At 56.7% G+C, this 20,194-nt stretch carries 20 protein-coding genes; 12 read left to right on the top strand and 8 right to left on the bottom strand.

Annotated features, from left to right (window positions below; all coding sequences use genetic code 11):
• Positions 1-46 precede the first annotated feature (46 nt).
• Genes hemH through J9777_RS14270 form a run of 3 tightly spaced genes read right to left on the bottom strand, consistent with a single transcriptional unit; the run spans position 47 to position 4,365 of the window.
• Positions 47-1,072 (bottom strand): ferrochelatase, encoded by a 1,026-nt coding sequence (hemH, locus tag J9777_RS14280; RefSeq protein WP_209349453.1) that lies wholly within the window; start codon positions 1,070-1,072, stop codon positions 47-49.
• A gap of 6 nt (positions 1,073-1,078) precedes the next feature.
• Positions 1,079-3,364, bottom strand: a complete 2,286-nt coding sequence (locus tag J9777_RS14275) for a molybdopterin cofactor-binding domain-containing protein (RefSeq protein WP_209349452.1) — start codon at positions 3,362-3,364, stop codon at positions 1,079-1,081.
• Between the two features lie 2 nt (positions 3,365-3,366).
• Positions 3,367-4,365, bottom strand: coding sequence for an Mrp/NBP35 family ATP-binding protein (locus tag J9777_RS14270; protein WP_209349451.1), 999 nt, complete (start codon positions 4,363-4,365; stop codon positions 3,367-3,369).
• A 73-nt stretch (positions 4,366-4,438) separates the two neighbouring features.
• Between J9777_RS14270 and J9777_RS14265 the strand changes: the two genes are divergently transcribed.
• The 3 genes from J9777_RS14265 (at position 4,439) to J9777_RS14255 (ending at position 8,167) form a co-directional block, all read left to right on the top strand.
• Complete coding sequence (locus J9777_RS14265) at positions 4,439-5,599, top strand: protease modulator HflK (RefSeq protein ID WP_245228763.1); 1,161 nt, start codon at positions 4,439-4,441, stop codon at positions 5,597-5,599.
• A gap of 2 nt (positions 5,600-5,601) precedes the next feature.
• Positions 5,602-6,453 (top strand): protease modulator HflC, encoded by an 852-nt coding sequence (locus tag J9777_RS14260; protein WP_209349450.1) that lies wholly within the window; start codon positions 5,602-5,604, stop codon positions 6,451-6,453.
• A gap of 166 nt (positions 6,454-6,619) precedes the next feature.
• Positions 6,620-8,167: a Do family serine endopeptidase gene (locus J9777_RS14255; RefSeq protein WP_209349449.1), complete on the top strand. Its 1,548-nt coding sequence runs from the start codon at positions 6,620-6,622 to the stop codon at positions 8,165-8,167.
• 69 nt (positions 8,168-8,236) lie between these two features.
• Here the strand turns inward: J9777_RS14255 and J9777_RS14250 are convergent, their stop codons facing one another.
• From J9777_RS14250 to J9777_RS14235, 4 genes are all read right to left on the bottom strand, one after another.
• Positions 8,237-10,408, bottom strand: a complete 2,172-nt coding sequence (locus J9777_RS14250; RefSeq protein WP_209349448.1) for a PBP1A family penicillin-binding protein — start codon at positions 10,406-10,408, stop codon at positions 8,237-8,239.
• Positions 10,409-10,531: 123 nt separating this feature from the next.
• Positions 10,532-10,957: a peptide-methionine (R)-S-oxide reductase MsrB gene (gene msrB / locus J9777_RS14245; RefSeq protein ID WP_209349447.1), complete on the bottom strand. Its 426-nt coding sequence runs from the start codon at positions 10,955-10,957 to the stop codon at positions 10,532-10,534.
• Positions 10,958-11,263: 306 nt separating this feature from the next.
• Positions 11,264-11,935, bottom strand: a complete 672-nt coding sequence (locus J9777_RS14240; RefSeq protein WP_209349446.1) for a glutathione S-transferase family protein — start codon at positions 11,933-11,935, stop codon at positions 11,264-11,266.
• Between the two features lie 68 nt (positions 11,936-12,003).
• The gene (locus tag J9777_RS14235) at positions 12,004-12,375 is read right to left on the bottom strand and encodes a hypothetical protein (RefSeq protein ID WP_245228761.1); all 372 of its coding nucleotides are present in this window, start codon (positions 12,373-12,375) and stop codon (positions 12,004-12,006) included.
• 116 nt (positions 12,376-12,491) lie between these two features.
• Here J9777_RS14235 and J9777_RS14230 point away from each other — a divergent pair, with 116 nt between their 5' ends.
• From J9777_RS14230 to fghA, 9 genes are all read left to right on the top strand, one after another.
• Positions 12,492-13,922 carry an NAD-dependent succinate-semialdehyde dehydrogenase gene (locus J9777_RS14230; protein WP_209349445.1) on the top strand — a complete coding sequence of 477 codons (1,431 nt, stop codon included), beginning with the start codon at positions 12,492-12,494 and terminating at the stop codon, positions 13,920-13,922.
• Between the two features lie 228 nt (positions 13,923-14,150).
• Entirely contained in the window at positions 14,151-14,804 is a 654-nt protein-coding gene (locus J9777_RS14225; RefSeq protein WP_209349603.1) for an alternative oxidase, read from the top strand.
• 93 nt (positions 14,805-14,897) lie between these two features.
• Positions 14,898-16,004, top strand: a complete 1,107-nt coding sequence (locus tag J9777_RS14220) for an S-(hydroxymethyl)glutathione dehydrogenase/class III alcohol dehydrogenase (RefSeq protein ID WP_209349444.1) — start codon at positions 14,898-14,900, stop codon at positions 16,002-16,004.
• 23 nt (positions 16,005-16,027) lie between these two features.
• Complete coding sequence (locus J9777_RS14215; RefSeq protein ID WP_209349443.1) at positions 16,028-16,732, top strand: hypothetical protein; 705 nt, start codon at positions 16,028-16,030, stop codon at positions 16,730-16,732.
• Complete coding sequence (locus J9777_RS14210; RefSeq protein ID WP_209349442.1) at positions 16,732-17,112, top strand: cupin domain-containing protein; 381 nt, start codon at positions 16,732-16,734, stop codon at positions 17,110-17,112. The genes J9777_RS14215 and J9777_RS14210 overlap by 1 nt, the downstream gene beginning before the upstream one ends.
• A 24-nt stretch (positions 17,113-17,136) precedes the next feature.
• Positions 17,137-17,529 (top strand): VOC family protein, encoded by a 393-nt coding sequence (locus J9777_RS14205; protein WP_209349441.1) that lies wholly within the window; start codon positions 17,137-17,139, stop codon positions 17,527-17,529.
• Positions 17,530-17,556: 27 nt separating this feature from the next.
• On the top strand, positions 17,557-17,937 hold the full coding sequence (locus J9777_RS14200; RefSeq protein ID WP_209349440.1) for a VOC family protein: 381 nt from the start codon (positions 17,557-17,559) through the stop codon (positions 17,935-17,937).
• A gap of 88 nt (positions 17,938-18,025) precedes the next feature.
• Positions 18,026-18,754: a CPBP family intramembrane glutamic endopeptidase gene (locus J9777_RS14195; protein WP_209349439.1), complete on the top strand. Its 729-nt coding sequence runs from the start codon at positions 18,026-18,028 to the stop codon at positions 18,752-18,754.
• Entirely contained in the window at positions 18,751-19,632 is an 882-nt protein-coding gene (gene fghA, locus J9777_RS14190) for an S-formylglutathione hydrolase (RefSeq protein WP_209349438.1), read from the top strand. The genes J9777_RS14195 and fghA overlap by 4 nt, the downstream gene beginning before the upstream one ends.
• Here fghA and J9777_RS14185 read toward each other — a convergent pair.
• Positions 19,619-20,044: a GNAT family N-acetyltransferase gene (locus J9777_RS14185; protein ID WP_209349437.1), complete on the bottom strand. Its 426-nt coding sequence runs from the start codon at positions 20,042-20,044 to the stop codon at positions 19,619-19,621. The two genes, fghA and J9777_RS14185, sit on opposite strands and share 14 nt — an antisense overlap.
• Positions 20,045-20,194: the final 150 nt, after the last annotated feature.

The following is a 20,194-nucleotide window of genomic DNA, read 5'->3' as shown; positions in this document are numbered from 1 at the left end:
TATCGTTGAACTGGCTTACTGACATCAGTGTAAGTAAATCGTTGGGCTATGTCCAGCCCGACAATTCACGGCGGATAATATGCTCCAGCATATCCATTCCGGGCGTGCCGGTATTGAGGCAGGAAAGCGCGGCAAAATTCTCGCCCCCCGCTTCCTCGAACTGCTCTTTGCCCTCCAACGCCAGCTCTTCGAGCGTCTCCAGACAATCAGCGGAGAAGCCCGGTGCAGCGATGGCGACATTCTTCACGCCTTCCCCGCCAAGCCGTTCCAACGTGTCGTCGGTAGCCGGCTCCAGCCATTTGGCATTGCCAAAGCGTGACTGGAAACTGGTTTCAAAACGCATGCCTTTGCGGGGCGCCATATGCTCTTCCAAAAGCCGCGCGGTTTTGCGGCAATGGCAATGATAGGGGTCGCCCAGATCAAGCGTGCGCTGCGGCATCCCGTGAAAGCTCAGCAGCAAAACCTCGGGGTCGAAATCAAGCGCATCCAGCTGCGCCGTCAAATCCTTCGACAGCGCATCAATATAGGCAGGATCATCGTGATATGGCGGGAGCGTTCGCAGCGATGCCTGCCAGCGCATTTCTTTCAGCTTCTCTGCCGCTTTGTCGATTACCGTCGCTGTCGTTGCACCCGAATATTGCGGATAGAGCGGCGCGAGGAGAATCCTATCGCAGCCAGCATCCATCAGTTTCTGGATCTCGTCGGGAATACTCGGCGTGCCATAACGCATCGCCCATGACACATGGACCGCGTCACCCAACCGTTCCTGCAAACCTTCAGTTTGCCCTCTGGTAATATACTCCAGCGGCGAGCCCTCGTCGGTCCAGACTTTCTTATAGGCCGCTGCTGATTTCTTGGGGCGCGTGTTCAGAATGATACCGCGCAGAATCGGCTGCCAGGCAATCGGCGGAATTTCAACGACGCGGCGATCCGACAGAAACTCCGCCAAATAGGTCTTCACCGATTGCGTTGTCGGTGCCTCGGGCGTGCCGAGATTGATCACCAGCACACCAACCCGCCCGCTCTTAACCGGCGGGTGGTCCGATGGGAGTTGCTGATCTTGCCACGTCATCCGCTGTTACAGGCCTTCAGAAAACAAGGGGAGACGGCGGAACCGCAATCCGGTTGCTGAGAATAATGCATTTGCAATAGCAGGAGCGCATACAGCAGCTCCTAGTTCCCCTGGATCGAAAGGATCTTGCTCGCTGGCGATGAAATCCACTTCAATCTCCGGACAATCCGACAACACCGGCAAGTCAAGCTGCGACAGGCGCTGATTGGTAGGCAGGCCGCCAGAATAGCGGGTGCTCGACCCTCTCGCTAGAGACAGACCGAAGATCAGGCCACCCTCTATCTGCTGCCGCGCAATATCCAGATTGACGATCCGGCCAATATCCACCGCAGCGCTCAGCTTGGTTACGCGCAGTCCGCCTTCATCACGGCGAGCCGTAGCAATGCAGGCAATCCGCCCACCACTTTCGCTGGAACCCATCAGATGACAGGCAAGCCCCTGCCCGCTTTGGTCACGTCCACCGTCCCATTCGGCAAGGCGCGCGGCACGTTGAAGACAGCTGACCATGCGTGTGTCATTGCCAAGCATTTCAATGCGGTATGACAATGGCTCGCGCCCGAACATTGCTGCCGTTTCATCAATGAACGATTCGATGAAGAAGGCTGTGTAGCTATGCGCATTGCCCCGCATTCGGGCGGTGCCGTGACCGATCTCTGTTGGCACATGGTCAACTGCAACATGCGGAATCCCATAATGCGGCATCGCGCCTTCTACTGCCAGCGGATCGGCTTTGCCCGCAGCGTCACGGCGCGCGGCCCAAGCGGTCTTGTTAGCAAACAAGCGTTCGCCAAATTCATGTGTGGTCGGCGGAACCGCAACACGAACCTGCATTGCATTGATCCGCCCATTTGCACCGGGAATAAGCTCCGCCCAGAGCAAACCCGACGCCGGCGCACGTGGCGGGCTCGCTAAATGTTCCTGCCAACGCGACCAGATCAATTGTACTGGACGGGGGCGTTCCTTGGAAATCTCACGCGCGATCAACGCTACTTCAATCGCGTGGTCATGCTCCAGCCGCCGGTCAAAGCTGCCTCCTGCTGGCATCGGGTAGAGGATCACGTCTTCGACCGAGAGGCCAATCGCTTTGGCCGCCGCCTCCCGCGCTTTTTCGGGCGCTTGACTGGCGATCCAGAGTTCGAGCTTGCCGTCCGCGTATCGAGCTGTGGCACTGGCCGTTTCAAGCGTGGCGTGAAGCGCAGGCGCAACGTGATAGCGGCGGGCGATATCGCGTTCTTTTAACGCCTCACTACCCTCGCCGCGTGTGGCAATCCGGAAAGCTTTGCCGCTTGGCACAGCGTCATCAAAGGCTTCATCGGTGCGGTCACTTTCTACGACATTCGCCACAGAGAACCGTGGCTTCATTGCCTCAACCGCCTGATCGGCACTCCACCAATCGGCCGCAGCCACAGCGAGCCAACGCTTGCCCTTGATGATACCGACAATACGGTCATCACCGGCAACCGCCCCCTCATCGAAACCGGTCAATTCGGCTTGCTCAAGCGGCCCATGCTTGATCGCGGCATAGACCATGTCCGGCAGCCGGACGTCACCGGCAAACAGATGCGTCCCATCGACTTTCGATGGCAGATCAAGACGCGGAAATGCAGTCGCACCCTGAGCAGCGCCTGCAATTGGTCGCTCTGATGCGAATTCGGATTTGAGTGGCGCCGGATCCGGCGCCTCGCGCTGCGCCGCTGCTTCCACGAGTTCGGCGAAAGAAAGCTGCTTGTCGTCATGAACCACAAATCCGCCGCGCGCCTCACATTCCTCAAGCGGTGCCCCCCATCGCTCTGCCGCTTCTTCGGTCAGCATCCCGCGCGCCGACGCCGCAGCTTCGCGGCATGGCAACTCGTACGCGGCCAGCGATGTGCCATTGGCGGTCGCAGAAAAGCGCGAAATCTGAGCGTAGCGTTCGGCCAATATCGCATCGGGCTCACCCGCCAGTTCGGGCATGGTGGGCATCCACAAGGCTGACCACTGGGCGGCCAGCGGGATATTCGCATAGGCACCGCTTGCTGGAGCAGGCTCGACCGCGACTTGCCGCCAATCCGCACCAAGTTCCTGAGCAATGATCTGCGGCAGAATAGTGCTGACGCCCTGCCCCATTTCAAGCTGTGGCACAGCGACGGTTACGACGCCGTCCCGCGCGATTTTTAACCACGCATCGAAAGCATATTCACCGTCAGCAGGCGTCAACGGAGTCGGGAACGTTCGTGGGCGTAGGCCCCACGCGACCAACAGGCCGCCGCCAACCGCAGCGCCAACCAGCACTCCGCGTCGGCTGATAGCCATGGTCAGACCGCCTCTGCGGCAGGACCTTTGTCCAACCAGTCCGAAATGCGTTTAGCTACTTCGTGGAAGCTATCCCTCGCAGGACCATCGCCAGTTGCAGGCGGTGTACCAGCATCACTTGCCTCACGGATTTCCAGCGCCAGGGGAATACGACCCAAGAATGGGATGCCTGTCGCATCCGAAGCGGCCTCAACCCCGCCTTTGCCGAACGGGTCACTGACCTCACCGCAATGCGGGCAGGTATAGCCCGCCATGTTTTCGACCAAGCCGATGATCGGTACCTTGCCCGAGTCGAACAGATTCGCCGCACGCTGGGCATCGATCAGAGCCAAATCCTGAGGTGTCGATACGATCACTGCGCCAGCAGGTTTGAATTTGGACAGCATGGTCAGTTGCACATCGCCAGTGCCCGGTGGCAGATCGATCAGCAGCAATTCGGTATCGCCCCAATGCGCATCGACCAATTGTGCCATCGCATTGCCAGCCATCGGACCGCGCCATGCCAGCGCTTTACCCGGCTCAACCAGATGCCCCATCGACAATAGCGGAATGCCATGCGGGCTTGGCACAGGGACCAACTTATCGTCACGCGCTTCGGGCTTTTCACCCTTATTGTTGAGAATCGTCGGCTGTGAGGGGCCGTAGACGTCGGCATCGACCACTCCGACGTTGCGGCCCATCCGCGATAGAGCGACCGCAAGATTGGCAGTCAGCGTCGATTTACCAACGCCGCCTTTGCCCGATCCAACAGCAATTATGATCGGCGTTTTTGGGGCTGGCGGCGCAGGGGCTTTATCCGCGACCATCGCGACGCGGACTTCGGCAACCCCTTCGGCCTCGCCGATAATCTGCTTCACAGCAGATTCCAGACCATCGCGATTTTCAGGCTCCAACCCTGCTGCATCGAGCACCAAAGTGACCCTGCCGTCGGTGAGTTTTATCGACTGCACGCGCGCGGCAACTGAGTCCGGAAGTCGTGCCTTCAAAGCCTGTTCGTCCATGGCAGAAGTCCCTAGCAGCAAAATCGCACCTGCAACCCCTGTTTTTCCTGCAATCGACACCTATAAAGGAAACATGAGCACATTTGGCGATTTCACGAGAAATATCGGGCTGGCGATGGCTGGCAAAAGTCCTTGGGGCAAATCCGGGGGAGACAAACCTGATTCTGGGCCCAAGTCCGGAGCGGACGGAGAGTCCGCAAACGGCTCCGGTGGCGAGGACAAACCTAAGGGGCCGCGCAATCCGTGGCTTCCTGGTGGCGGCAACGGCAATGCACCCGAAGAACCGCGCCGTTCGGCCAATATCGAAGATATCTTCAAGAATCGCGGCAAAGGCGGCGGTGGTGGCGGTCCGGGCGGTCCCAGCTTCCAGATGCCGCAGCGCCCCGGCGGTAAGAGCTGGCTACCTATTGGTCTCGGCTTGCTTGCTTTGGCTTGGGTCGGCACGACATCAATTCACCCGATTGGTACAGCCGAGCAAGGCTTGGTAACGTGGGCGGGCGGCAAATATAGCCGCACTCTCGATCCAGGCTTCCAGTTGACACTCCCCTACCCGATCCAAGCGGTCGACAAAGAGAATGTCGAAGAAATCCGGTCGCAGAAACTGCCTGACGGTGAAGCCGAGCAACTGATTCTGACAGGCGACCAAAATCTGGTCGACTTGTCCTATCTCATTCGTTGGAAGATCGATGACCTTGCACTGTTCCGGTTCCGCCTGAGTGATCCAGCGGATACTGTGCAAGAAGCAGCAGAGACCGCGATGCGCGCTGCGGTCGCAGAGCTTGATTTGGACACAGTTCTGTCCGGTGAAGGCCGCGCTGAAATCGAGCAGAATGTCCGTATGCGGATGCAAGCGATCCTCAACAGCTACCGCGCGGGTATCGCGGTACAAGGTGTCGAGATCGACAAAACCGATCCGCCCGAAACCGTGATCGACGCATTTAAAGACGTGTCAGCGGCAGAGCAGGATGCGCAAGCGGATATGAACCGCGCACGCCGTTACGCGCAGCAATTGCTGGCCAAGGCCGAAGGCGACTCCACCGCGTTCAACAAAATCTACGAAGAATATCGTTTAGCACCACAGGTCACGCGGCAGCGTCTCTATTACGAGACTATGGAGCGTATTCTGAGCCAGACCGACAAGACCATTATCGAGGCCGAAGGCGTGACGCCGTATCTGCCGCTTCCTGAAGTGCGCAGACGTAGCCAACAGTCCCAAGCAGCGGAGGGCCAGTAATCATGAGCAACATCTGGCAGAATTATAAAGGCGCCGTGATTGCGGTAGCTATTTTCGCCTTGGCGGGACTCACCAGCCTGACTTTCGTCAATGAGGGTGAACAGGCAGTCGTCCTTCAAGGTGGTCAACCTGTGAAGACGATCAACAAGTTCGATCCGGATGACCAGTTTGGTCAAACAGGCGCAGGCATCCATTACCACCTTCCATTCATACAGACGGTTCAGATTGTCGATCGCCGAATTCTCGATCTGGATATGGACCGCCAGCAAGTGCTGACCAGCGACCAACAGCGCCTGCAAGTGAACGCCTATGCACGGTTCCGGATTATCGATCCTATTATGATGGTCACCAACGCACGGACAGAAGAGAACGTCGCGTCGCAACTTGTGCCGATTTTCACATCGGTCCTGCGTCAGGAACTCGGCCGCCGGACCTTTGCTTCGCTGCTAACCGCAGAGCGGGGCAATGCGATGAGCAATATCCGTGACACACTCGATGCGGCCGCGCGCCAATATGGTGCGCAGGTGCTCGACGTCCGGATTAAGCGCGCCGACCTTCCCGAAGGCCGTCCGCTCGAAGCTGCGTTTGAACGAATGAAATCGGACCGTCAGGAAGAAGCAGAAACAATTCGTGCGCAAGGCCGCCGTGATGCGCGTGTTATCCGCGCTGAAGCCGAAGGTGAAGCCGCGCGGACCTATGCCGCAGCGTATGGAAAGGACCCGCAATTCTACGACTTCTACCGCGCGATGGAGAGTTACGATAAAACCTTCGTTGAGCGCGAAGGTGGACCCGAAAGCAGCTTTATCCTGTCGCCAGACAATGAATATCTGCGGCAGTTCCGGGGTAATCGCTAAGGAACCCGACCCGACCAAATACGTTGGTCGAACGAGGAACCGCATTGGTCGGCGTTTACAAATGTCGTTCAAACGGCGTTCAGGGCGGATCGCCTGATGTGCTTGCGGGGAATTTTGGCGCGGTGACGCGCCCAGTAATGAAGAGGAATAAAAGGACGTGAAGCCTGTGCGATATGCTTATGGATTGACTTCCGCGCTGCTAGTTGGCGGCGCAGCCATCTCCTTGGTCGGGGGATACCCCGCAGGAGCCCAAACAGCCCAAAATGAAGGCATCGAGATGCAACGCGCGGTTCCCCGCGCTGGTGCTCCCGAAAGCTTTGCCGATTTGACCGAGCAACTTCAGCCTGCGGTGGTCAATATTTCGACCCGCCAGCAAATCGAAGTGCAGACTCGAAATAGCCCATTTGCCGGGACACCTCTTGAAGGGATGTTCGGAAACCGTCGCAGCGGCGGTGATGCGCAGCCCCAAACGCGCGAAGGGCGGTCATTGGGTTCTGGCTTTATAATCTCAGCAGACGGCTTCGTTGTCACTAACAATCACGTTGTGGCGCCGCAGACCGACCGAAACGGTCGCCCGGTCGGGACGATTGAAGAGATTACGGTTACCTTCCCCGATGGTAAAGAATATGATGCAGAACTGGTAGGTACCGATCCGCAATCAGACCTTGCGGTGCTGAAAATTCAAGGTGGTGATGACTTTCCATTCGTCAAATTTGGCGGCTCAGAACAAGCACGGGTCGGTGACTGGGTTATTGCGATTGGCAATCCCTTTGGTCTCGGCGGCACTGTAACAAGCGGCATCGTGTCGTCGGTACTTCGCAATACCGGCAGCGGTGCCTATGATCGTTACATCCAAACCGATGCCAGCATCAATCGCGGCAATTCGGGCGGCCCGCTATTCGATATGCAGGGCAACGTCATCGGCATTAACAACGCGATCATCTCGCCAACGGGCGGAAGCGTTGGCATCGGTTTCGCAATTCCGGCCGATATTGCCACACCGATCGTCGAGCAACTCAAATCAGGTGAAGAAATCGAGCGCGGCTTCTTGGGTGTGAGCATTCAACCAGTTGACGAAGATCTGGCTGCATCGCTTGGTTTGCCTAAGAACCAAGGCGAGTTTGTACAGCTCGTTCAACCGGACGCTCCCGCCGATAATGCCGGCATTCGCGCTGGCGACATCGTGACCAAAGTCGACGGAAAAGCCGTCACGCAAGATCAAACGCTGTCCTTCTTGGTCGCCAATGTGAAGCCCGGCGTAACGATCCCGATAGAACTGTACCGCGAAGGCAAACGCCGGACCGTGCAGGCAACCGTGGGCAAACGCCCTAGCGCAGAAGAGATGCGCAACCAGCAAATGTTCAGTCAGGATGCCGAGCCGGAAATGCCCGATGAGGCTGATACCGAAAGCCCGATCATCGAAAAGCTGGGCCTTCAAGTTGTTCCGCTATCCGCAACGATCGCACGTCAACTGGGTGTGAGCAGCGATACGACGGGACTGGCGATTGTTGCTGTGAATCGCAATTCCGACGCAGCGCGCAAAGGCCTACAACGCCGCGACATCATCAAATCGGCGAACTATCAGCCGGTTAATTCGATTGAGGATCTGGAGAAAGCCGTCACCGAAGCAGAAGAAGGTGACCGCGACGCGGTACTGCTGCAGTTCCAACGGCCAGGTGGACCAACCGTCTACCGTGCGGTCCGTATTCGCTAAGCGAAACAAACCCGAAAAAGAAAAAGCCCCGCTGGTTCGATCCGGCGGGGCTTTTGTTTGCGCATCATCCTAACGGGTAGGCGGCTGCGCCTGTTCACTTGGTCTCGGTGACGGCGGCGTAGGCTGAACAGCGCGTTGTGCTGGCCTCTCTACCGGAGCAGTGGGCCGCTCGCCCGTCGCCTGATCGAGGAAATCGTCGCTAGCCGCTGGCGGCGCATTATTCTCTGGCACTTGTGGACGGTCCGCAGCGTTACCGGGCTGTTCCCCGCCTTCGACACTGAAATCAGGGTCGCGCTCGCCGTCGCCCAGACCCGGCTCGATCAAATTGCCTTGCTCGTCGATGTAGTAATAGTCCTCCGGATCGCCGAAGTAGAACTCGTCATCGGGCTCCAATTGCCATTCGGGCAGCTTCAACTCGGTATTGAATTGCTCGATCGGGCGATCTTTCACCGCATAGCGCATATAGGCAGCGAAGGCTTGCGCTGGCGCGCGTCCACCCTGCAATCCGCCCACACGCTTCGCATCGTCGCGACCCATCCACACGCCGGTCGTGATCCCGCTGGAGAAACCAATGAACCAGCCATCCTTGTTGGAGGATGTGGTGCCGGTTTTACCCGCGACCGGGCGACCAATCTGCGCCGCGCGGCCTGTACCTGTATTGACCGCCGTTTGCAGCAAATCGGTGATTCCCGCTGCGACATATTCGGGCACGAGACGCGTGGCGCGCTTCCGCTCATGCTCATACAATGTCTCGCCGCCCGCGGTCGTCACTTTGACGATTCCATATGGATCAACCGAATTGCCGCCCGCCGACACCGCTGCGAAGGCGCGAGTCATATCGATCACGCGGGTTTCGCTGCTTCCCAAAACCATCGAGGGATATGTCTGGATCGGGGTGGTAATCCCAAACCGCTTGGCCATGCTGGCCACGGTTCCAAAACCGACTTCGTAACCCAGCTGGGCGGCCACGGTGTTTTTGGAATAGGCAAATGCCGTGCGGACATCGATCTCACCGGCATACCGGCCATTGGAGTTCCGCGGAGTCCAGCCGTCGATTGTGGTCTGCACATCCTTCACCGGTGCCTCGGGTGTATAGCCGGATTCCAGCGCCGCCAAATATACGAACAGCTTCCAGGCCGACCCCGGTTGCCGCACTGCATCGGTCGCGCGGTTGTAGTTTGTTTCGACGTAATCAGTCCCGCCAATCATCGCGAGGATTGCGCCGTCGCGGTCAAGGCTGACCAGCGCGCCTTGAGCACCATCGGGTGTGTTCGATTTTATTGATGCGGCAGCAGTGCGCTGCATCCCGACATCAAGTGTAGTCCACACTTCGATAGGCTCGAATGTTTCAGGCAGTAGCAAATCAAGCTGCGGAAGCGCCCAATCGGTGAAATAGCGAACCGAGTTCTGACCGCGATCTTCTTTGAGATTGACGGTCGCTGGGTCCACCGTCACGCTGGGATCAATCCGGTCTTGCTCTTTCATCAACCGCAAAACGACCTGCGCGCGATCCACGGCCGCCTGCACATCAGCTGTCGGTGAGTAGCGCGACGGTGCTTTTACTAACCCGGCAATGATTGCAGCTTCGGCAGTCTCAAGTTCCGTAGCGGGATGACTGAAAAATTTCCGGCTCGCGCTGTCGATCCCGTATGCGCCGCCGCCAAAATAGACCTTGTTGAGATAGAGCTCGAGGATCTGCTCCTTGGAGAATTTGCTCTCCATCGCCATCGCCAGAACCGCTTCGCGCATTTTCCGGTCAAGCGTCCGGTTGGAGTTGAGGAACACGTTCCGCGCCAATTGCTGCGTGATAGTCGAGGTCGCACCAAAGCGTTTGTCGCCTGTCGCCCAAACCCAAGTGGCACGCGCCAAACCAATCGGATCAACCCCAAAATGACTGTAATAACGGCGATCCTCGACCGAGATCATCGCGTCTTTCATGACTTGCGGAATTTCGTCGCTATCTAGCCATTTGCCGAAGGTTGGCCCGAGCTCGACAATCTCGGTTCCGTCGCGCGCGCGGACAATAATTGTCTGCGCGTTCTGCGTAGCTTTCAGATCCTGGTAGCTCGGCAATGACCGTGCAGCGAAGACCACTGCGAGGCCCAGAAACAGCACGCCCAACAGCGCAAAACCGCTGCCCCAGATAAACAGGCGGCGAAACCACAAGCGCCAGCCGGTGGGCTTCGCTTTTTCTGTTTTACGGCTTGCCGCGGCTTTCCGCCGGCTGCCACGCTTAGCCATTGAATCCGGTTACCCTTATAGCGGCGCTTACGGCGCCAAATTCGCTTCTGGGCATTGCATAGGCCAGTTGTAACCCGGCGTGAACGGCCAAAGTTAATTGTTACCCCGCTCTAGTTCTTGGGCCTAGCTCTTCGGCACATCTTTCAAGATGCCGTCCGGATTGAAATCGAGCGACGCGCTGTTGATGCAGTAGCGCAATCCCCCCTGATCCTGCGGCCCATCAGGGAACACATGTCCCAGATGTCCGCCGCAATTGGAGCATGTCACCTCGGTGCGGATCATACCGTGCGAGGTGTCGCGATGCTCCATCACCATATCGCCATCTGCAGGTTTGGTGAACGCAGGCCAGCCGCAGCCCGAATTATACTTCGTATCGCTGGCAAACAGCTTGGTTCCGCATCCAGCGCAGACATATTCGCCTTCTTCAAAGTGTTTATCATATTCGCCTGTGAAAGCACGCTCTGTGCCTGCTTGGCGAAGGACATGGAACTGCTCAGGCGTCAGCTTTTCGCGCCATTCGCTGTCGGTGATGGTCTTGGGATCAGACATTGAGTGTCTCCTTTGTTGGAGAATATGGGTATTTTTTGTTTGGCCTCAAGCGCCGGAGGTCGCATCCGATTTTTTGTCTTAGCCCTCAATCGCCGGGCGCGAGCCATCCGGCTCGCTTGGCTTCCTCGCATAAGCTCGGACGGCCAGTCGGCCTTGCGGTTCGCTTATCGCGAACCGGACCGTTCCAAGCCGTTATAGTTGGAACCCGATCTTGGTCGCGGCAGCCAGAGGGCGACTGCCCGACGCGCGGTTAGCGCGGAAGCCTAAGCCAACGGATGTGAGCGCCGGCGCTTGAGGCCAAGCAAACTACGCATTCACATCCGCATAGTGGCTGGGCGGTTGGATAACTTCCATCCGCTCGCTCAGCAGCGGCCTGAAGCTGGGGCGGCTTTTGAACACCGAGTACCAGCCCTTGGTCTGTTCGTGCCCTTTCCAATCAATCCCGCCAAGATAGTCGGCAACGCTGATCTGTGCCGCAGCAGTCAGATCGGCAAGACTCATGCGCGAGCCAGCCAGCCAAGGACGCGTATCAATCAGATAATCCATATAGTCGAGGTGACCATGCGCCATCTTCATTGCTTGCGCCAAAGCGCGCGAATCCGGCGGTTGCCGCAGAATTAGGCGCTTCTTCATCCGCTCATGCAGCAGCGGAGCTGTGACATCGGCGAAGAAATTCTCGTCAAACAGGGCGATCAAACGGCGGATTTCCGCGCGCTCTTTGACCGTACCATTGATCATCGGTGACTGATCGACCGTCTCTTCAAAATATTCACAGATCGCGCGGCTGTCACACAGCGTGATCTTCTTCTCGGCGTCGTGCAGAACCGGCGTGCGGCCAGCCGGGTTCAGCTCCCAGAACTCGTCGCTACCTTCCCACGGATTTTCGCGCCACAATTCATAACCGACGCCTTTTTCGCTCAGCAGCAGACGGACCTTGCGGCTGAACGGGCACAGCGGAAATTGGTAGAGACGCCACATGCTACTCTATTGCCTCAAGCATCTGCGGGCGTCCACAATTGTGACGCCGCATTGTGAAAATTGTCAGATTAAACGCCCGATCCTTCGAGCAAAAGTAAGCAAGATGGCATAATCTGATGAACTTCGCCTGCTGCGGACAGTTTATGCGCTTCTGTGCGGAGCATCGCGGCGACAGCATCACGGGTTATATTTTTGCTATCCATCAACCCTGCAGAGAAGCGGACAAAAAATTCCTGGCCTCGCTCTGCCATCGGAGGATAGCCAAGCGCCTTTTTATCGCCAGCAGCCTGCGCACCGGCAATGATCGCAAAGGCTGCCGAGCAGCGCAGAGCGGTTTTCTGCTCAAGGCTAAGCGTGGCCGTCGGGGCGGATTGCGCCTGGGCAACTGGTGGCGAAAGCAACGCGGATGCCAGTATGGTGGCGGTCAGAACAATTCTCATAAGCGCGCTGTACCGCCCTTCCGCTGAACCTTCGACTACCAATGTGAAGAAATCTCTCGAAACTTTGCCCAGCAAGGCCCATCTGCCTCGCGAGACGATTTTCAAAGGATAGCAGCATGACCGATTACCCATCCCTTCACCTTCTTATCGGCGGCGAACAGGTTTCTGGCGGTGGCCGCGCAACCGAGGATGTTCTTAATCCGGCAACCGGCGACGCACTTGCTGCTCTTCCGCACGCTTCTAAGGACGATCTCGACCGCGCGCTAAACAATGCCGAGCAGGGTTTCCGCGATTGGCGCCGCACGTCGGCGGACAAACGCGCAGCGATACTGACGAAAGCCGCAGGACTGATCAAAGAGCGCGCAGGCGATATCGCGCAGGCGCTTACTCGCGAACAAGGCAAACCCGTCGGCGAAGCCAAAGGCGAAACCATTTATGCGGCAATGCTGCTCGAATTCTATGCCGGTGAGTGCAAGCGGCTTTACGGTCGTACACTGGTGCGGCCTGAAGGCAGCCGGGTAGAAATCCAATATCATCCAGTTGGCCCCGTCGCGGGCTTTGCTCCGTGGAATTTCCCTACGCTGAATGTGATGCGCAAAATCGGCGGCGCGCTGGCTGCAGGCTGCTCGACCATCGTCAAGCCAAGCGAGGAGACCCCCGCTTCGGGGATCGCCATCGTGCAGGCGCTGCTTGATGCAGGCGTACAGGGCAATGTCGTACAATGCGTGTTCGGTGTGCCGAGTGATGTCAGCGAGCATCTGCTCGCCAGCCCGATCATCCGCAAGCTGACTTTCACGGGATCAACGCCCGTCGGAAAGCATCTGGCCAAACTGGCCGCAGACGATCTGAAAGTTACTACGATGGAGCTTGGCGGGCACGGCCCTGTGCTGGTGTTTAACGATAGCGATATCGACAAGACACTTGATACGATGGTCAGCAACAAATTCCGCAATGCCGGGCAAGTGTGCGTCAGCCCCACGCGCTTCCTCGTCGAGGAGGACGTGTTCGATAAGTTCCGTGACGGCTTCGTTGAACGCACTGCAAAGGTCAAAGTCGGCAATGGTTGGGAAGACGGCGTACAAATGGGCCCGATGGCCAATGCACGCGGCGTCGATGGTATCCAGAAGAAGATCGGCAACGCGGTCGACAAGGGCGGCAAACTGCTGACCGGCGGCGAGCGGATCGGCAATCAGGGATATTTCCACCAGCCGACCGTGCTTTCCGAAGTGCCAATAGATGCCGACATCATGAATGAAGAACCCTTCGGCCCGGTCGCAATCCTGAACCCGATGGCAGGTGAAGACGCGATGATCGAAGAAGCCAACCGACTGCCCTATGGTTTGGCTGCCTATGCATGGACCGAAGACCCCGCCCGCCGTCGCCGTTTAGCGGCAGAGGTTGAAGCCGGGATGCTGGCAATCAACACGGGCGGTGTATCCGCTGTGGATGCTCCGTTCGGAGGCGTGAAATGGTCGGGCTATGGCAGCGAAGACGGCCGCGAAGGTGTGATGGCCTGTATGGTGCCCAAGGCGGTGCATGAAGGATAGTGGACGCCTTGGCGCGCTAAGACATCAACTTGCATAAAACCGAACAGAAGCCGCAAATAATCTGATGTTTGTTGCGGATCATAATAGCTATTTGTGCGTTGAAAGGGGGGAGAATTTCTGAGCTTGGCCCTTTTCGGTCAAGCCGGGAACACGCAATCCCGCGCTGTTTTATTGAACGCATGAAGGTGACCGATGAAACATCTCAATCCCGCTCCGCTAGTTCGGCAGATGAATCTAGACGCAGATCTGGATGTGCATATTGCGCCGGTTACGTTCAGCGATAAGGTCGCGTTTTCATTCGTTAAACTGCTGCGTTTCTTCGCTGATAAGTTCTTCTCTACGCGATATGGTCACCGCGCGGTGGTGCTGGAAACTGTCGCGGCCGTACCCGGCATGGTCGGAGGGCTGTGGCTGCACCTTAAAGCGCTGCGCTATATGCGCGATGATGAGGGCTGGATTCGTACCCTGCTGGACGAGGCGGAAAACGAGCGGATGCATCTGATGACCTTTATCGAGATTGCTCAGCCGAGCAGGTTCGAGCGGGCATTGATCGTGATCGTTCAGCTGATTTTCTACAACTTCTACTTCTTCCTCTATTTGTTCGCGCCGCGCACTGCGCACCGCGTTGTCGGTTATTTCGAAGAGGAAGCCGTGTTCAGCTACACCCAGTATCTCAGCGAAGTTGATGGGAGGCGACACGAGAATGTGCCCGCGCCACAAATCGCGATTGATTATTGGCAGTTGCCGCATAACGCGCGGCTTCGCGATGTGATTATCGCCGTGCGCGCCGATGAAGCAGAGCACCGTGACGTCAATCACAGCATGGTTGCCGATATGGACAAGCGCCGCACAGACGGCTCGGATCAGGCAACCAAGGCATAGAAAGCATCTTACAGCTGGCCAGTGCTTGACGGCTTCGCATCATTGTGGTGCGCATGATTGGACAATGTCCGATTTGCTCGTTGAGGAAGCCATATGAAAACCCGCGCCGCTGTCGCTTTTGAAGCCAAAAAGCCGCTCGAGATTGTCGAGCTTGATCTGGAAGGCCCGAAAGAAGGCGAAGTGCTGGTCGAAATTATGGCGACCGGGATTTGCCATACCGATGCCTACACGTTGGACGGGCTCGATTCGGAAGGGCTTTTTCCGTCGGTTCTTGGCCATGAAGGCGCGGGAATCATCCGCGAAATTGGCGCAGGCGTTACATCGGTGGCGCCGGACGATCACGTCATCCCGCTCTACACACCCGAATGCCGCCAATGTAAGATGTGTCTCAGCGGCAAAACCAATCTGTGCAGCGCAATCCGTGAGACACAGGGCAAAGGTCTGATGCCCGATGGTACTTCGCGCTTCTCTTACAAGGGCGAGACAATCTACCACTATATGGGCTGCTCGACGTTCTCCAACTTCACTGTCCTTCCTGAAATCGCCGTTGCCAAAATCCGTGAGGATGCTCCATTCAAAACCAGCTGCTATGTGGGGTGCGGAGTAACAACGGGTGTTGGCGCGGTGACCAACACGGCCAAGGTTCAGCCGGGCGATAACGTCGTGGTTTTCGGTCTCGGCGGAATTGGGCTCAACGTCCTCCAAGGTGCAAAGATGGCAGGCGCTGACCGGATTGTAGGTGTCGACATCAACCCCGCCCGCGAAGAATGGGGCCGCAAGTTTGGCATGACTGATTTTGTGAACCCAAAGGATGTGGGTGATGTAGTCGAAACTCTGGTCAATATGCTCGATGGCGGTGCGGATTATACATTCGATTGCACAGGCAATACCGATGTTATGCGACAGGCCTTGGAAAGCTGCCACAAAGGCTGGGGCACCAGTATTATCATCGGCGTGGCTGAGGCGGGTAAGACAATCGAAACGCGCCCGTTCCAACTCGTGACCGGCCGAAACTGGCGCGGCACAGCCTTTGGCGGCGCTAAGGGCCGGACCGACGTTCCCAAGATTGTCGATTGGTATATGAACGGCAAAATCCAGATCGACCCAATGATTACACACACGCTTACGCTCGACGAAATCAATAAGGGCTTCGACCTGATGCATGCAGGCGAAAGTATCCGCAGCGTGGTGGTGTATTGAAAGCAACCAATCAGGGGATGCACATGTTAGCAAAACGCGCAGTATCAGCTTTGATTGTCGCTGGTCTGGCGGCATTGTCCGTTCCGGCCGGTGCAGAGACCAATGTCGTTACCAGCACCAGCGTAAATGCCTACAATGTTGCAAACGTGCTGAACCGGCGCGGTGATGCACCGCTCTCAGCCAAAGATGCCGAGTTGATCAAGCGGGCACTTACTGCCGATACACAGGTCGATGATGGTGAACGCGCAATGCTCGACCATTTGATCGCAGGTGAGGTATTCGTGATCAAACATCCGAAAAATGAACTTGAGGTACATTTCGCTCGCATTGCGTCCGATGAAGCCAAACAAGTCTTGCAGCAAATTCAATCGTTCTCATACGATGATCCCATTTTGCAGAACTGGATGGAAGCGACCACCGAAAGTGTCGGTAAAGTTGTCTTGCTTTATGCCGGATCGAGCGTTGAGCGTGAGAAAGCGATCGACGTTTTGGTCAAGCGTGTAGGTTCCGTCTGGAAAGAAGACAGTTGGCAAAATGATTATCGCACTTTGAAGGGTGAAATGGCTGGCTGGTCAGCCCGGTGCAATACCCAGTCAGGCGCTGCGTACCGCAGTTGCCGCACGATGGTCTATGAAGTCATGGTCAAGGCTGATCGCGGGCTTGATGGAAGTACGGCTGGTGGCATTCCCGACTTCATCTACAACCGGTTCAAGCCGAAGGAAGACTGATGCCAGAGCCCTCATCCCCGCCCTCTCCATCGAAAGTCGATCTTGCCGATAAGTTCGGCCAGTTCAACGACCATTGGGCTCCGCGCATTGTTGCGCGTTACAACGACAATGAAGTGCGCCTCGCAAAAGCAGAGGGTGACTTTCAATGGCACAGCCATCCCGACAGCGACGAGCTGTTTCTGGTCATCAAAGGCACGCTGACAATGGAATTTCGAGATCGTACTGAAACACTCGGCGCCGGCCAGATGATTGTTGTTCCACGCGGGACCGAACACCGGCCTCGCGCGTTAGACGGTGAAGTCGAAATGATCATCATCGACCCCAAAGACACTGCCAACACTGGCGACCATGCTACGGCCACCAAGGCTATCGAACTGTAAGAAAACACGTCAAAGGAGAGAAGAATGCTGAACCATATTATGATTGGCTCTGCCGACATTGAGAAGTCGAAGAGTTTCTACAATGCCGTGCTGGGCGTGCTTGGCGCGGGCGAGCCGATGGCCCATGTGAATGACACCGGTCAAACGCGTTTGTTTTACAGCCATGACGGATCAACCTTCAGCATCAGCGAGCCGATCAACGGCAAGCCGGTCGAGCCATCCAACGGAAGCACGATCGGCTTTGCTTGCAACTCGCCCGAGCAAATTCAGGAATTGCACGATGTTGCAATCGCCAATGGCGGCACCAGCATCGAAGACCCTCCGGGCCTGCGTGATGGCAGCATGGGGCCAATGTATCTGTGCTATTTCACTGATCCTGACGGCCACAAAATCTGCGGCATTCACCGCCCTAGCTAAGCGTATCCACTCACAGGAGAATACCCAATGTTCAGCCATGTAATGGTCGGTGCCGATGATATCGACGCCGCCAAAAAGTTCTATGACGCCTGCTTCATCGCACTGGGCGGTCGCGAGGGATCTGTCGATCCCAAAGGTCGTGTGATGTATATCAAAGATGGCAGCATCTTCATTGTGACCAAGCCGATTGACGGGCAGCCTGCCTGCCACGCCAATGGTGGCACTATCGGCTTCGCTGTCGACAGCCCAGAAATGGCGGAGGCATGGCACGCCGCGGGCGTGGCCAATGGCGGCACCGCGATTGAAGACCCACCGGGCATTCGCGAAGGCGGCGGCATGCAAATGCACCTCGCCTATCTGCGCGATCCGGCGGGCAACAAAGTCTGCACCATGATGCGGATGGGCTAACCCTAAACAGCCATCTGCCACTCACAAACTTGCGGCGCTGTATTATTCATGTAATACAGCGCCGCAAGTGCATTTGGGGGACACGCATATGGACCTGTTTATCTCGATGCCGATCTGGTGGGGGCCCGTGGTCGGCCTACTGATGGTTCTGCAATTCATCGGCAAAGACACAATTGACTGGCGCTGGATCGGCGGAGCAGTCGCTGCATTTTCAGTCTATTCAATGGTCGTGTTCTGGGCACCGCCGCTTGAAGGCATCGCCCTGCTCGAAAATACGCAATATAATTGGACCGGCAAGATTGCCGCGATCATCACCACGATCCTGATGATCCTGGTCCTGAAGCGTGCAACTGGCTGGCTTACCAATGAGCGGCTCGGACTGACGCTCAAACAGAATGAAGGCTCGATAGGACCTGCTTTGATTGCGACCGGCGCGATGGTCGCACTGGTCACAACTCTCCAATTGCTGTTCGGCAATAATGAGCCGCCGAGTACCGAAACGCTTCTCTATCAAGCAACGATTCCCGGCATTGACGAGGAACTGCTGTTCCGTGGATTGTTGCTCGCGCTGGTGGCTGCTGCATTGGAAAATGTGAAGCATGGCTGGCGCTGGGCAGGCGTCGCCGTGACGATCATCTTCGCGTTCGGACATTCGTTCTTCTTCAGCACCGATGGCAGCCAGTTCGATCTGGTCGCGCTGATCTTTACCGGCATTCTGGGCGCGCTAATGATGTATATTCGCTTGCGCACGGGCAGCATCGCTTTACCCTTGGTCGCTCATAATCTGACCAATGTAGTGAACAAGCTGATCGTATGACACTCGAAACTGTGGCCGAGAACCGCGCCTTTGGCGGCGTGCAAGGCGTCTATTCGCATCACTCGCAAGAGACCGGCACGGATATGACATTCTCGGTGTACGTTCCGCCTCACACGGAAGGCGCAAAGCTGCCTGTATTGTGGTATCTATCCGGCCTCACTTGTACCCATGCCAATGTCACCGAGAAGGGCGAATTCCGCGCCGCATGCGCCGAGCATGGCGTGATATTCATTGCGCCCGACACGTCACCTCGTGGCCAAGATTTGGGCGGACAGGATGTGCCCAATGACGAGGCGTATGATTTCGGTCAAGGTGCAGGCTTCTATGTCGATGCGACGCAGGAGCCATGGGCCAAAAACTTCCGCATGCGCAGTTATATTGAGCGCGAACTTCCCTCACTGATAGCCACCCAATTCCCCACTGCCGATATGGAGCGCCAAGGGATCACCGGCCACTCGATGGGCGGCCATGGCGCATTGACCATCGCGTTGAGGGCGTCTTTGCGCAATCCCGACCGCTTCAAAAGCGTCAGCGCCTTCGCACCGATTGTCAGTCCGCTGAACTGCTCGTGGGGCGAGAAAGCGCTCAACGGATACATCGGAGATGACCGCGATGCATGGCGTGAATATGATGCCTGTGCGCTGATCGAAGACGGAGCGAAACTTCCGAACTTGTTGGTCGACCAAGGAACAGCCGACGACTTCCTGAAAGACCAACTCAAGACCGGTCTCCTCGCCCTCGCTTGCAAAAAAGCGGGCATCCCCACGCAGATCAGAATGCAAGAGGGGTATGACCATTCCTATTACTTCATTTCGACCGTCATGGCCGACCATGTGAAGTGGCATGCGGAGCGGTTGACAGACTCTACAACTTTTTGACTAGGCAATATGTTGTGTGACCCTTTGGGTAATCTACGAGTTCGCCAAAAACCTTGAATCCAAGTTTTTCATAGAATGGCTTAGCTTGGAAACTTAGCGTTTCCGTTCGGATGTATTCGAACCCGAGCGTGCGGCAGTGACTCTCAACCGCAGCCATGAGTTGACTGCCAACGCGTTGTCCCCGCGCATCGTCCGAAATCCAGACAAGTTCGAGAATACAGTAATTCCAATAGGCGTTGGCGCGAATGCCACCCACCACCTTTCCGCCATCATCTTTCGCAAAAACTGCAAATCTGGTGTCGGGTTCAAAGACAACATCGTCGGGCAGATGCTGCTGATTGAAGGATTTGATGCCCTCACTGATCACTTTCAGGTCCGCATCATCGGGGTTCGCAGCTAGTTCTATCTTCATTTCAACACCCTACGCTTGAACCAGCGTTATTGGAATCCAGCATCACAAGAACAGTCGGCAACATGGCAGCTTCGCCTGCGGACAAAAACTAATCGCCCCAAACTAATTTTCCTACGGAAAATGCAAGTGTTATACCTGCTACCGCTCTTT

The sequence above is a fragment of the Pontixanthobacter sp. CEM42 genome (genome assembly GCF_017812015.1).
In the GTDB taxonomy this organism is placed as follows: Bacteria; Pseudomonadota; Alphaproteobacteria; order Sphingomonadales; family Sphingomonadaceae; genus Pontixanthobacter.
Note: the sequence above shows the minus strand (reverse complement) of the source record. Positions and strands in the feature narration are given on the sequence as shown.